The sequence below is a fragment of the Microbacterium sp. LWH10-1.2 genome (assembly GCF_038397765.1).
GTDB lineage: Bacteria > Actinomycetota > Actinomycetes > Actinomycetales > Microbacteriaceae > Microbacterium > Microbacterium natoriense.
On record NZ_CP151638.1, the window covers coordinates 1,026,299 to 1,040,230 of the forward strand.

Sequence of the window (13,932 nt, forward strand, 5' to 3'; positions counted from 1 at the left end):
CTGTCGGCTTCACACACTCTCAAGCAACGCGTTGAACAGTTTGATCGGTGTGCGGTCTAGGACATAGGTGTCGGAAACCGTGACGTGGGACAGGCCGCGGCCCCGCAGTTCAGTCACGGCTCGTCTCACGTTCGGATTCCAATGCGCGTCCTCGTGTCGCCAGAGCGGGTGGCCAATGACGACAGCGGCACCTTGACCCTCTGGTGAAACGAGTGTCGGTAGTCCGTTGACCACATGTTGCTCGATCCGGAGGTGCGGGCCGTAGCCGTCAGTGAAGCTCTGCATCAACGCAGCGGTTCGATCAGTCCAATGGGACAGGTCGAGCCTTCTTCCGAGAACAAGATCTACGACGTCAAGCCCAAGTCGCCAGTCCAGCGCCCAGTGATTGAAGCGATTCTCGTAGTTGCGGAGGCAGCCCGGGCATGAGGAGGTGCAGGCTGTGCCGTGTGGGTCTTCACGGAGTCGTCGACCCGTTTCTTCTCGGACCGAGGTGAGGAGCTTCTCGAACGTCGCCGGTTCGCCGAGTTCCAACGCATACCCAGCGCCGTTGTCGAGCGCATCGGCAAGGAACACCCGCGCCGAGACGGTGGTGCCGTTGCGTGTGGGCTGAAGCCCGACCTCGAGTTCCGACTGCTCAATATCTAGGTATTCCTTGGCAGCGTTGCGGAGCAACTCAGCAAAGGAAAGCAACGCGCCCTTACCTGCCGGACACGCCCAGGGCAGGGTGGCGACCGCGCCCTCTGGCAGTGCCAGATCATCGAGGCCAAGCAGGAGCACATCGGTCCGACGGACTTCGCCGATCGCTGCTGGGTCGAGGGCTTGTCCGCCAGTCCGCATGAAATCTGGAAGCCGGCGACGATAGAGATCGCGATTCTGAGCAATCACCGACCCGTCCGACTGCCGGGTCAGATCGAAGAGCTTGCGGTTGTTGTCGTTCACGGCCACGACTTCCGCCTGCTCGAGTAGTCGAAGTGAAACGCCGTGGAGTCTCACTTCCTGCCCGAGTTCAGTGTTGGTCGAAAGCTCGGAGTAGCCGGCGTACATCGGCGTGATGTGTGAGTCGTCATAGTCCGGCTGGCTATAGATCGTCCGGTAGCCTTCAGGCTGATAGAGCGAGAACGCCCTCATTTCCTCGCCGCAGACTGAGCACCTGAGCGACTCGTCCATTGGCCGCGTGTCGAGGCTGCCACACTGTGCGCAACGATGAACCGGGAAGGGTGCCCCGAGAGGATCTTTTGCTCGTGTACTTTTCCCGATGATGTTGTAGGCCGCAAAGCCTACCGCGAGGTGCTCTGCACCATCCTTCACGACGACGGCTCCGGGAGCGAATGCCGTGATGGACATTCGGAGATCGCGATCGGCGACTGTATGCCTTTCTACGTCGCCAACACCGCGGAGCTGCTTTGAATAGAGCGGCCGCACCCGCGTCGGGAAACCAAACATCGGGAGCACCCCGGCGTTTGCGAGCAACTCGCTGAGCTCAGTGTGCTGGAAGTATGGGTTCCCGACAGCTTCGTCGATGTCGTTGGCGAGACCATCTCGCGCCCAGTCATTGAGTTCGTCTACATCGAGAGCCGTGTACACGCTGAACCGCGCGCAGACGACGGGGACGTCATTGGATGCCTCAAGCCATGCCACCACATCGGCTCTTCGTTGTGGCCAATCTTGGGTTAAGCCGAACGTTCCGTGGATGCTGTCACCCGTTCGCCTTGGCGGATTCTGGACGGTGAGGAAAGCCCTGCGGAGCAGTTCTGCCGCGATCACTCGACGGACAATCCGGGGCCGGGACAGGTCGATGAACGGCGGTGGAGGATCGGCTGCGGTCATCTTCTCCGGCGCCTGGAAGTAGTAGTCATCGTGGGCTCGGTCCCGCGAGACGGTGACCGCGAACGAGAACGGTTGACCTGAACGTCCAGCTCGACCGACACGCTGTTGATAGTTGAACCGTTGAGGCGGCATGTTCGCCATTGCTACGGCTCTGAGCGATCCGATATCGACGCCGACCTCCATCGTGGTTGTCACCGAAAGCAGATCGAGGGGGTCAGCCAAAGCACTCTCGGCGGGGGCAGGAAGCGTTGCGCCCTTGAATAGCCGTTGCCGGGTTCGTTGGTCGCTGAGTCTGGTCTGGCCGGTAAGCTCAGCGACCCTCATACGTCGAAGCGGTTGCGAGGCGAGCCATCCGTAGTAGTCGAACTCTTCGGACCATTCCTCCTCGTGGAGCACCCCGTTCGGGCATTCCTCATTGGTGCAGACGCCGGCAGAGGGATGCAGGTGGGTGGTTCCGCAGTTCTCGCAAACCCAGACCTTGTCTCCGGGCGTCCTGAGTTCGAGAGCGTCTTGACCGGTCTGGGTCTTCAGCGCCCAGGTCTCATCAACGATGCTGCTCGTGCGCAAGAACTCGCCGGTGTCCGACACCAGGGTCTGCCAATCGAGCTGATACCTCGCGGCGACGCGCTTCAAGTAAGTGACGACAACCTTCGGCGCCGAATTTGACTGGGCGGCATACCCGCCCTCGAAACGCTTTGCAATCCCGAGGAGACGAATCACACTGGCCAGGACATCGCTAGCGGTCTCCTCCGTGATGCCCCAGCTATTGGGCGCGGACGGCCGCGCTCGAACTACGCCCAGTCGAGTGGATTCGAGGTCTCGTGAGGCTCGGTCGAAAACTGCTTCGGCAACAGCCTTAGCCGTGAGGCGGTAGCGATCTTGGCGGATTGGACGTGCCACGGCATCAGCCAGTGGCTCCCAGGCGTAGCGGACCGGAGGTTCATAAGCGCGGTACCAAGGGGCATCGCCCTCGCTTTCAGCAACGGACGGCCCTGGTCCGGCCGGGTTCACGCCGACTTCGAGCATCACCCGCTCGGCATCGTGGATGAGTGTCGACCACGGCAGGGATTCGGCTTCTCGCTCCGCAGCGGCGATCGTCTCTTCGTCCGCTGTATCGGCTGCACCGAGACTCTCGAGCCGGAGCTTGTCGAAGAGCTCCCGGCGGCTGGAGCGCAGTTGCTCGGCCCGCCGGAGGGCATCGTCAGCGAGTTCACCATTGAGGAGCGCTCGTAGCATCGGCACTGGGTTCTCGCGGCCATGCAGAAGTTGTCGGACGACTTGCCGCACTTGGTCACGGAAGTTGTTGAGCGCAATCCCGGCGGCGATTCGTGCAGAGTCGTCCCTGCTGTCGGTGAAGACGATCGTCCTCGATTCCGCCGCCTCAGACCCCAGGCTGCGGAAAAGCTGGGACACCGCCATTTGGTTGAGCTGTGCGCGACCTGAAGTGTGTGCACGGATTGGCGACCGGACGTTTCCGGCGAAGTAAACAGATGCATCGCGGTTGTCTTGACTCCCACCGCAGCGAGGGCAGGCTTCCGGAAGCGCCGGCAGGGCCAGCCCACTGTCATCGCCCGCGTTGTGGCTAAGAACCACCGCTGGGATGCCGTCAGGAAAGTTACCAAGAGTGAGCGAGCCGAGTTTCGGATTCCAGGTTGCGGCACCGAAGTTCGTCTCGATCGTGGCCTGATTCTCGTCTATGTCGGCAGGGAGCTTGTGCCGGTTGGGGGCGTCGGGAACGGGCGAGCCGAGCCAGAGCCATCTGTACTCGTCATCGTTCCTTCGGTACACGAAGTCACCGGAATTCTCACCGGGAATGACTGGAGTGGTGGAAAGCACCACCGCGCCGCGACCGGGCCGATCGACGACGTACCCGCCGAGGCTCACGTCGCCACACTCGAAGCAGTACAGGAGTTCAAGTACGCGTGCGCCACACTCAGTGCACGTGGACCGTGGGGTGTCATACATTCGACCGACTCGCCGTGGCTCTGAAGCGGTGCCACCAGGGCAGCTGGGATCAGAGCAGGCCCAGAGGCCACGCATCCCTCGCATCATCACATGACCGCGGAACGGGATTGCGGGCTTGGCGACGTCGGCGAGGCCGCCGAGCATCGTCGCCAGCGCCGTCTGCGCCAGTGGGTCGTCCCCGAAGAGGCGGGTCGCCACTGTCTCGATACGCGTGGCCTTCGGACGGCTATCGTCCGGGTCGCTGCACGCTGCCGCGATGGTTTCCGCCCACCGATCCCTTGTTGCGACGTCTCCAAGTTCGTGCGGTGAGATGCTCAACACCTCGGCCGTAGTTGGCTGCTCTCCAGAAACGAGTGATCGGGGCTGCCCCGGTTCGATAAGGAAGGACGTACGGTCGACGCCGAAGAAGCGCTCTAGATACTCCAGACCCGAGTCGTCCCCGGGGAGTGAGGCGCTCGTTGCAATGATTCTGAATTGATCGGACGACGGTTCGAGCCCAAGGCGCGATGCCAGGTTTCTGACGACCATTCCGACTTCGGCGCCGGTGCTCCCGCGGTACAGGTGCAGTTCATCGACGACGAGAGTGAAAATATGATCGGACGATTGCTGGAGCCAAAGTCTCGTGGACTCAAAGATTGGCTCCTCGACGTCGCGCATCAGCATCACGTTGAGCATCGAATAGTTCGTTACCAGAACGTCGGGCGGAGTGGCGATCATGTCCCAGCGGGTGATGAGCTCGCCGGCATAGGGATCCTGGAATTGAGCAATGAGGTCTGGGTCGTTGAGTTCAGCAAGCTTGGCGTTCAAACGCGATAGATCGCGCATATCTCGGGCCGCGTCGGCGGTCGTCGGTCCGGATACCTTTCCAGTCGGGACTCCGCCCGAACCGGGTGTCGCACCCGTGTAGCGACCGAACCATAGGTCAATCGGTGATTCCTGATTCCGGAGACCTCGGACAGCCCGTCGAAGCCGGGCAACTTGGTCTTCGACCAGCGCGTTGGTCGGGTAGAGGATCACCGATCGGACCGCCGCCGGGCTCACGCCGACGGTTCGTGTCGGTCGCCAGTTGTCGGTCTGTCGCTTCAGATCCCACCACTCGTGAATTGGCGCTAGCGAGGTCCCCGACCGTTTCTCAGCAATAATTCGGGTCAGGAGCGGAATCAGGAAGGACTCTGTCTTTCCAGAGCCAGTGCCCGATGTCACAACGGGGTTGTGAGAGATGCTCGGCGCGAAATGCGTCGTGAGCGCGGCTGCCTGATGTTTGCGTAGCTTCACGTCCGAGAGCACGTCAGGTGTCACGCTAAAGACTGCCCGGAGTACATCACCGAGATCGCGGGCGTCGACTCCCGCCTGCCTCGCGGCCTCCTCCACAGACGCAACCCCGTCGTAGGGAAGCACGGGCTCAAGCATGAGCGGCGCGAACAGGTTCCCTTGGCCCTCGAGTAGAAGACGTCGTCGCTCGTTGCTGAGCGTCTGGTCTCGAAGTGCGTATGCAGTATCGATATAGCGAAGGAACGCGTCTCGGAGGTCGTCGGCGATCTTCACTGGAGTTGGGAACGGCATGGCTTTCACTGACTCACACGGTCGTAGATGATGTCCGCGATTTCTCGCGGTACTGATGGGTACTGAAGCATCCTGTGATTGACGATCTCTCGCGGCGCGCGCCCTGAGCAGAGAGCGAGTGCGCGCCCGTACAGCGCTGGCAGGTCTGCACCCAAGGGTGTAACTACCGAGCCGCTGCGCGAGTTGTAGCCGATCAAGGGATCGCCGGCCCACAAGTTCGCGATGTGTTTCACGATCTGTGCGTTGCCAAGCCCGATGGTTCCGTTCGCGATGTCTTCCGCTGTGCGAATCGCGTAAGTCGAACCGAAGTCTTTGAGCCGGTACGCGCCGACCTTGATGAGTGACTCTGTCTGGCGCCACGAGGCGGCGGATGTATCCCAGACCTCCGCCGATCTGTGAGTCGGCACGATGACGCGCTTGAGTGATTTCGCCACATCGCTAAGTGCAGGGAGCGCCTCGGCGATATCCTTCGCTGGCGAAGCGTCAAGCACGGTGAACCCCGCTTCCATCAGGGTTGAGACCGGCAACTCGCCTGAGACCTCGACACGGGAAAGTTCAGCGTCAACAGTCGCCGTGACTTCGGCGTAGCCGTTGATTAATCCCCTGAGCCGATCCAACAGCGCGCCAGAACGAGAGCCGATGAGAACCCACCGACCGTCACCGGTCGGGACAAGGGTTGAGGTGTTGACGGCCCACTCCGTCACCTGGAGATAGTCGTCTCTGGCCACGTCGACGTGCCCGACGACCTCAAGCCGTCGGAGGAAAGAGTCGGCGAACAAACCAGAGCCTTCGATCTGGGCAGCGATCCGCTCGAATATCCCGAACGAACCGGTCCCGACGTGGTTTAGCGCATCAAACGCGACCTCGAAGTCCGGCTCGTCCGACTCGATCACCGGAGGGATCTCCGGAAGAACGATGGCTTTAGCGGTGGCATCCTTCTTCTTCGCGGCCCACGGAGTGCCGGCGAAACGGCGCACGAGCCCGCAGGTTGTGCACTCGCCCTCGATACTCCGCGTGGGTGTTTGGCTCGCGAGTACTGGCGGAAGGAGGAAGCGGTGCATCCCAGTGACGAGACAAGAATCGCTCGTCATCGGAATGCCCACGCGAGTTCTTCGGGCCACCACGGGGGAGGAGCTTCTTTCCCGTGGCACGAACTCCGGCATCGGCGTTGTGGCTTCAACAACGAGCGAATCGAGGCCCACGATCCTCGCACCATTCACATGACTCGGCCACTCAGGCGCGCCAGCAGTTAGAGGCCAGCGCAACGAGGAGTCAGGCGAGTAGACCAGGCGTATATCGACATCCTCGACCCTGAACTGCGGAGTGTTCGCGGACCGCAGGCGGAGGAGCGCCGTCGACGAGGGCTTGCTTGCGTCGTCAACGAACATTGCGACGACATATTCGCCGTCAGATAGGTCACGATCCACGAGCGGAAGAACTGCGAGCTCGCCAGGCTGAACAGACTCAGCGACAAGCATGGCGGGGTCGACTCGTGCACCGCGGTAAACGCGGACATCGACCGAGGATGCCCCAGCGGCGAGAGCGACCGCTTCAGGCGGCTCCAACGCCGACCACTTACGAAGCAGACCGGGAAGTACGAAGCCCCCTCGCAGCGTCAAGCTCGTCCGCGCTCGCGGGGCGAGCGGCAGGAGATCGAAATGCACCTGACCTGTGGGCGCGGAGACGATCTGGACGTGCTGATAGACCAGCCATCCTTCCGGGTTGCCGGGCAGATCAGCGAGTTCATGCCAGCCCGGCCGGGCGTGGGCATCGAGGTGTGCCTCCACGCGCTGGCGTGCATCTGACCTCGCTAGGACGAGGCTATCCTCACCGAGAGAGATGCGTTCGATCTCGACAAACGCCCCCTGGAGGTCATCCCATCGGAGCGGAGTCACCCGCTTCGGGCGGCGACCGAATGGACGGCTGGCGTCGTTCCCGAACTCTCCCGCGAGTTGTTCCCCTACGAGCGAAGCCGCACTGACCCCCTCCACTCCTGAGAGCCGTGTGGAACCGCCCGGCCCGGAGATGGTCGGAACAGCCGAGTCGCCGTCCACGAGCTGAAACCGAGCGATGTCCGGCCCCTCCGAGCGGTATGGAAGCATCAGGTTGAACTCGACCGACTTGCGTGGGAAGGTCCGCAGGAATGCCAGCAGACGCGTGGTGACAGCGGGCCGCGCAGAAGCGACCGCCTCGATCCCGGACCCGTCCCACGCTTCGAGTTCAAGACAAGCGGCATCGACGATTCGCTCCCTGGCGGCCGGGACACGCCAGAGGCGCGCAAGGTGCGAACTGAGGGGCAGGCTCGGAGTGGCCGATGCATATGGGTCCATCGCGAGGCCCATGTCGTCTGGCGAGATACGAAGACCTGGGGTCATGCCCTCGAGCGCGAAGAGTTCGTGGAGGCCGGCGCGATCGTGTTGTCGGACAACCGCTTGGGACATCGGTAGCCCGATGAAGGCATGGCCCCCGACGGCGTAGGCCGTCGGGATTCCGCGCTCGCCCTCCCAGGCCTCCAGCCACGAATTCAGCGATCCCCACAGCAGGTCGGCGGTGCGGCGATAGTCATTCTCGACCCTCTGGTACTCGCTCGTCGGGACATGGAGCATCCGATGCAATCGCGAGTAGTAGTTGTGCGCGGCAAGGTCACCGTCCGCCTGCATCTGCTCTGCGGCGATCGACAGCATGACCAAGAGAGGGAGCGCAGGTGGCGTTTCGAGCGGCTGGCGCCGATGACGTCGCGCAGCCTCCGCCTGCCAATGAAACGGGGCAACGCCAGGCTCATCCACTTGAAGCGATGACCTGACTATGGACGCTAGCTCGGTCACCGTCCGGTCCTCAATCTCTGCGGCTTCGAGGACGTTACGAACCGTATCGGCCTCCGCGAGCGCATAGACGGGTCGGCCAGCCTGCGATGAGCCGAACATGACGTCAGCGATCGCCTCGCTCACGCGCTCGTACTCGGAACCCACGGCCAGCCTCCCTCGCACCACTTTGTTTTATCCCAACCTAGCGACGAGTTCCGACATCGAGGCCTCGGTAAAGGTCTGAAGCAGAGGTGGCCGATTACGCGGCAGTGTGCTGTTCGTCCTCCGAAACCGCTGACGTCTGGTGAAGGCCGCGCAGGAGTGGCTCGGCGATCGCGCGTACCACGTCGGCATTGACGGCGTTCCCCAGCGCCTTGTATGCGCGCAGATCGCCGTCGGGAAGCGAGATCGAGCCGAGGCTCTGAAGCGCGGCGCACTCCGCCGGAGTCATGTAGCGACGAACACCGACGATGTCTTTTCCGAGGATCGGAACCTGCGTATGCGTCATCGCGATGAGACTCGGAGCGGTCGAAGTGCGCTTCACCCGGAGGCCCGAGGCGCGCACTTGCAGGACGTACTCGTCAATGCGTCGTCCACCACCTTGCACGTTCCACTCGAACTTCTGAAGGCTGGAGGAGAGCTTCCACGGCTTCCACTTGTCAAGCCACGGGTCGATCCACTTTTGATTCGCCCAGTAGAACTGCCGGTTCTGTCGGATGAAGGTTTGCTTCCACGAGGGGAACTTGAGATCGGTCGGTCGGCGAGCGTGGCTCGGCAGGAGTTCGAACTGCTCGGACTGCTCCAGCCCTTTCAACTCGAACCCAAAGCTGCCAAGGGCATGATCCAGGTCGCGCGGACCGAGTTCCTTCCAGATCGCCGGGGGCGTGGCGTCTTTATAGGGATACGTTGCTCGGAACTCCATCGACCAGATCGGAAAGGACGGTAGTTTCAGTGCCGCCGGAGCGCGCTTGAGGAAGTCGTCCCACATGTCGATCGCCTGCAACGTCTGAGCCGAGATTGCGCGAGTCGGTGCTGCCTGCTTATCCAGCACGCTGCTGATGTCTGTCGTTGGCCGAGACGGGCTCGGCCACTTGAATCCGTCGAGTCCATCGAGCGATCCGACGAAATACGCCCGTTCCCGAATCTGCGGCACGCCGAATTCGTGAGGCGAGAACTTATGCACGTCGACCGCGTAGCCGAGGTCTTCAAGCTCCTTGCGAATGGTGGAGAGCGTCTCGCCGTTCTGGTGGCGCAGGATGTTTGGCACGTTCTCGAGGATGAACCGCCGCGGACGCTTCTCCTTGAGGATCGCGAGCACCTTGAAGAACAGCTTGCCCTGAAGTGTATGGCTGAATCCGAGTTGCTCGCCGGCCTTCGAGAATGGCTGGCAAGGGAAGCCTGCCGTTAGGACGTCATGCTCGGGAACCTCCCGAGCGATCATTGCTTCGTCCTCCAGGTCGTCGATGTCGGCCCAAGGCCGGATATCGAAATTTACCTTGTAGAGCTCGTTCAACGTCGCATCCCATTCGGCCGCGAACACACCTTCGCCACCGAGCTGTTGCAGCGCGACGTGGAAGCCCCCGAGTCCCGCGAAGAGATCGATGAACCGGAAGGCTGTACCCCCATCGGCCATACGTGACCCCTCTCCTCAGACGGTTCAACGATACCGGCACCCACCCACACCGGATCGGAAGCTTGCCGGCCGCCCGCGAGTGCGCTGGAGAGTCCCGACCGACGTAGCTCTTCGCCGTGCCCTATCTCTCCGCTGCGAACTACTGCGGCACCGTCATCAAGGACGGGGCCGGCTGGCCCTGCTCGCTGGTTCCCCTGTTCTGGGTGGAACGTGTTCAAGATGCTCTGGATCGGCCCCATCTCCGTGGCGCGCCCGATCGGCGCCCAAATGAACAAGCTGAGGTTCCGGCCGTCGGCGGTTCTCGGAGATGATCCTGCTTCGCGGGGGAGCCTTGGAGCGGGCGACAATGGAGACATGGTGACGTTCAACGAGCACGAAACGCTGCGGCGGTTCGTCTTGCGTGCGCGGCGGGTTCAGGCGCACTCGATCGTCCAGAACCAGGAAGAGTTACTGCGGCACGCACAGGGAAGCTTCGACGGTCGCGTCGACGTGACCGGTCAGATGACCATTACACGGCGGCTCCCGGCTAATGAGGAGATCTTCGAGTCATTGGCTTCGAGAGTGAGGCCGTTGACAGTGAAGTCCGAGCCCGTCTACTACGTGAAGGTCTTCGACGCGATCAAGCACCTCATCAGTGAAGCCGATGTCGACGACGCGCTACGAGCGCGCCTGCACGACCTTCGGCGTGCCTGGGACGCTTCCGAGATTCAAGGAACCCAAGTCCAGGCATACTCTGTGCAATCGGCCCGCATTGATGGGACCGACGTGACCAACAGGGTCTCGGACACGCAGCTCGCCGCCGCTTGGCTGTACGCCGACCTCGTCCATGCTGATGCTCAAGGATCGAAACAGGAGGCACTCGCGTTCCCCCTCCGCGAGCGATATGCCGCAGCCGTCCGCGTGTTCTCTCACATGGCAGCGCTGACGGTAGCGACCTTGCGAATCGTCGAGTCGCTACGGGATGCACAGGTGCTCGCCCTGGACCACTCGGCGTGGGAGGACGATGTCACCGTCGGTACGTCCGAACTGGTTGAAGAGGCAAGAGCATACGTTGCGCCGTTGGGTAGCGAGGTGCCGGACATGCGCGACTCTCTCGGGCTGACCGAGAACTGGAGCGCTTTCACCGTCACAGAACTGCTCAGGCAGGACCCGACCAACCATGTCCGCGTCGTGCTGCGCGACGATGACGGCAGTATCACGGAGGCTTACGATGCGGCCGTCGCTCGTCGCCGCCGTGACACTACCTTCGCTGAATGGGATGTACTAGTCGCCGGCAGTGTCATGTTCAAGTTCTCCTTCGGCATTCAAGGCGAGCGAATGACTGACGCGCAATTCCGAGGTTGGGAAGTGTTCGACTCGACCAATGACCTCAAGCTCGCATCGACGCGCTTCATGCTTCAGCTCCACCGCTCTACCGCGGTGGCCTTCGAAGTAGGAGGAAGCGAGTTGCTGTCGCTTGACCCGCCATCTATCCCCGACGAGGAACAGCGGGAGCTGGAGGTGATCGCGGAGACGGTCGAAGACATCGTCAGGATCGAGCGTCTCACTAGACAACCCCTTGAGCCCTGCAACGGCCGTTTTGATGACCGTGATCGTGTCCGGCTACGTCGCGCTCGTTTGTTGCTGGAGGGTCATGTCGTCCACGCCATGCGTCATCCGGTCACGGTAACGGCCCCCGAAGGCAACCCGCCGCAGGTAGTGGTCGCCGCTGCCGGGACACTCAACGTCGGCGGCGCAGAAGTCCCCACACCACAAATCGTTATGCGTCACCCCGAAATGACAGCCACGGAGACCGGTCTCGCTCCCGAGGCGGGGCCCGAGGCCAAGACATATCGGATGGAGGCGCCCCTTGGCGAGCAGTTCATGGCATGGGTTCCCGGGCTCGCTGAGGTCTCTGGTGACGAAGACCTCCTCGTCACTGCGTCGTGGGACCTGATCGGCATCGATGAAGAGAGTTTCAGCGGCTGACCAGTGGTAGGGAGTCCAGAAGACGCTTACGAGCGAGGTTATCCGCACAACTTGTGACTTGAGGTCGAGCCGATCGTGGATTTGGCCAACAGCAGGGGTGGGCTCTGCTCGCGGAGATAACCTCGACGAAGGCGTTGGTCAGCGTCGAGAAACTCTACGAACCGACGCTTGGACTTGTCGCTCTGGACCCGACCACAGGTGCCCCGCCAAGCTTGAGATGCAGAAGCAGGGACGCAAGCTTGTACGTTGGCGATAGGTTCTCGGCCTGCAAAGCGCGTACCCACAGATTGAAGCGACATGAGTGTTGAACTGAACTTCGGAGACAGCATGGCTGTGCTGTTGGTCGATGGAATCGAAGAGACGCCATATGTTGGCGCAACCTTGCGGATGACAGAGACAGGCGTTGAGGTCGAGGTGCCGTACATGCCTGGCTTCGCTGTGCCGCAGTTTGAGCACGTTGACCAATGGTTTCGTCGAATGACGCCACCCGAGAACGTCTTGGTGCATGCTCGCGAGGGCAATATCCTCTTGTTCGGCTGCCGCTGGAGCGGGCACTCTGACGCGACGGGTTCGCGAGTCGGAAGCGGGCGCTTTACGGCCTCTGAGACATTGCTCCACTCGCGAGACCGTAGCTTGACTGACCCGCTGACTGTCAAGCTTTGTCAAAGCAGTGCCGACGGCCTCAACCGGTGGTCACGCATCACATCGGTGACGACGGAAAGCACCCGGGGCGAGGAGAAGCGAACGAACGCGCTCGATATCCAGGTCAAGAGTCCGGAGCCGATTGAGTGGTACCAAGGTGACGCCACGCTCCGAGTGAGGGGGACATGGCGGTTTGCAGCGCGAGAAGATGGGTACGAGCGCGTCCACGAGCTTGAGGACTATGTCGTGCTGGAGAGCGAGTGGGACGACCCTCGCCCCTTCGCTGACCACCTCGTCGAGCAACGCAAGGTCCTGCACCTATTGGTGTTCCTCTTCGGAACTGCTCTCTCATTCCGTGAGCACCGGGTGCGCGATGAGGGTATCGCTGCGCATCTCATGAGTGGCGAAGTGTTCGATCATCCCTTTGCTGAGGTTGTCAGCGCTCGCACTATTCGGGAGCGTGCGCAGCCCATTCCGTCGAAGAAGAAGCTCGGGCGTCCCATGCTCGTGCTCCAAGAGCTCGGCGCAGACGGGCTCGCGGCATGGGCGGCGAGCTATGAGGCCTGGGAACGGTTCATTCTGCCGGCGGTCGCGATCATTGGACGTCGGCATCGCTTCGCAGAGGATGTTGTCATGTCGACCTCGATGAGTCTTGAAGCGGCGGGGCAGCTGCTTGGCGAACGCCTGGGCGAAGAAGCCACTTACCACCGCAATCGACCTACGACGTCGACGTATATTTACCGCTGCCTGGAGTTCCTAGGGATTCGGTGGGGTGACTATATCTACAGCCAGATTGGGCTCGCCAAAGCGATCGCGAGCAACTATAACTCGGTGAAGCACGCCGATCGTGGCTCGTTTCCTGATCACGCGGAAACCTTTCTCATCGGTGACGTGAACGAACTCGTGGTTCGGCTCCTTGCTGTCAGCCTCACTGGACAGGCGGATGAGCTGCTAGGTCGATATCGAGAAGGCTCTGAGCTCTGGGACATCAAACAACGCTTCGATGCGTACCGCGTCCGCATCGTTGACGACCGAGGGACGTGGCAAGCCATCCCCGCCGAAGAGGGAGCGGCGGCGGAGATCTGAGGGCGCGTGAGGGTGGTCGCGCGGTATGGACGTAACGGGTGCTGTTCTGAGCCGACAGATGCTTACCAGCGAAGCGCGCCGGGTAACTCGTGGCGCGAGGGGGACCAAAAGGGGACCAGAATCATGCAAACCATGCATGTCGTGACGTGTTCCGCGCGCTCAGATCCCCGGAAACACGCGGGTTCTGGTCCCAGCGAGGCCATCTGGACGCCTGGGGGTCAAGGGGTCGCAGGTTCAAATCCTGTCAGCCCGACCAGATAGCCCCGGAGAACCGCAGAAACACGCGGATCTCCGGGGCTTTTTCTCTGCCGTCTTGCATGAGGATCGACCGACTTGGTTGTTTTCGCGGTGAGTCAGGGCGTGGCATGACGACGCCTCAAGATCGCGGCGGCCGCCTAGCGCTGTACTGCGACGAGAGTCTCCGGCGGGCTCGCCGATCGTAAT

5 protein-coding genes are annotated in these 13,932 nt (G+C 61.9%); 2 read left to right on the forward strand and 3 right to left on the reverse strand.

All coding sequences use genetic code 11. The features are described 5' to 3' along the window. Positions 1 to 9: 9 nt before the first annotated feature. The 3 genes from MRBLWH10_RS04865 to dcm form a co-directional block, all read right to left on the reverse strand. Positions 10 to 5,337: a DEAD/DEAH box helicase gene (locus MRBLWH10_RS04865; protein WP_341941839.1), complete on the reverse strand. Its 5,328-nt coding sequence runs from the start codon at positions 5,335 to 5,337 to the stop codon at positions 10 to 12. Between the two features lie 23 nt (positions 5,338 to 5,360). Further along, positions 5,361 to 8,324: a hypothetical protein gene (locus tag MRBLWH10_RS04870; protein ID WP_341941840.1), complete on the reverse strand. Its 2,964-nt coding sequence runs from the start codon at positions 8,322 to 8,324 to the stop codon at positions 5,361 to 5,363. A gap of 94 nt (positions 8,325 to 8,418) precedes the next feature. Further along, entirely contained in the window at positions 8,419 to 9,792 is a 1,374-nt protein-coding gene (dcm, locus tag MRBLWH10_RS04875) for a DNA (cytosine-5-)-methyltransferase (protein WP_341941841.1), read from the reverse strand. A 354-nt stretch (positions 9,793 to 10,146) separates the two neighbouring features. On the opposite strand from dcm, the gene MRBLWH10_RS04880 reads away from it, so the two are divergent. Next, on the forward strand, positions 10,147 to 11,760 hold the full coding sequence (locus tag MRBLWH10_RS04880; protein ID WP_341941842.1) for a hypothetical protein: 1,614 nt from the start codon (positions 10,147 to 10,149) through the stop codon (positions 11,758 to 11,760). A gap of 297 nt (positions 11,761 to 12,057) precedes the next feature. Then, complete coding sequence (locus MRBLWH10_RS04885) at positions 12,058 to 13,488, forward strand: hypothetical protein (protein WP_341941843.1); 1,431 nt, start codon at positions 12,058 to 12,060, stop codon at positions 13,486 to 13,488. Positions 13,489 to 13,932 lie beyond the last annotated feature (444 nt).

Coding starts and splice junctions, on each gene's coding strand:
- dcm (WP_341941841.1), bottom strand. CDS start 9,792: ATGGCCGATGGGGGTACAGCCTTCCGGTTCATCGATCTCTTCGCGGGA.
- MRBLWH10_RS04880 (WP_341941842.1), top strand. CDS start 10,147: ATGGTGACGTTCAACGAGCACGAAACGCTGCGGCGGTTCGTCTTGCGT.
- MRBLWH10_RS04885 (WP_341941843.1), top strand. CDS start 12,058: ATGAGTGTTGAACTGAACTTCGGAGACAGCATGGCTGTGCTGTTGGTC.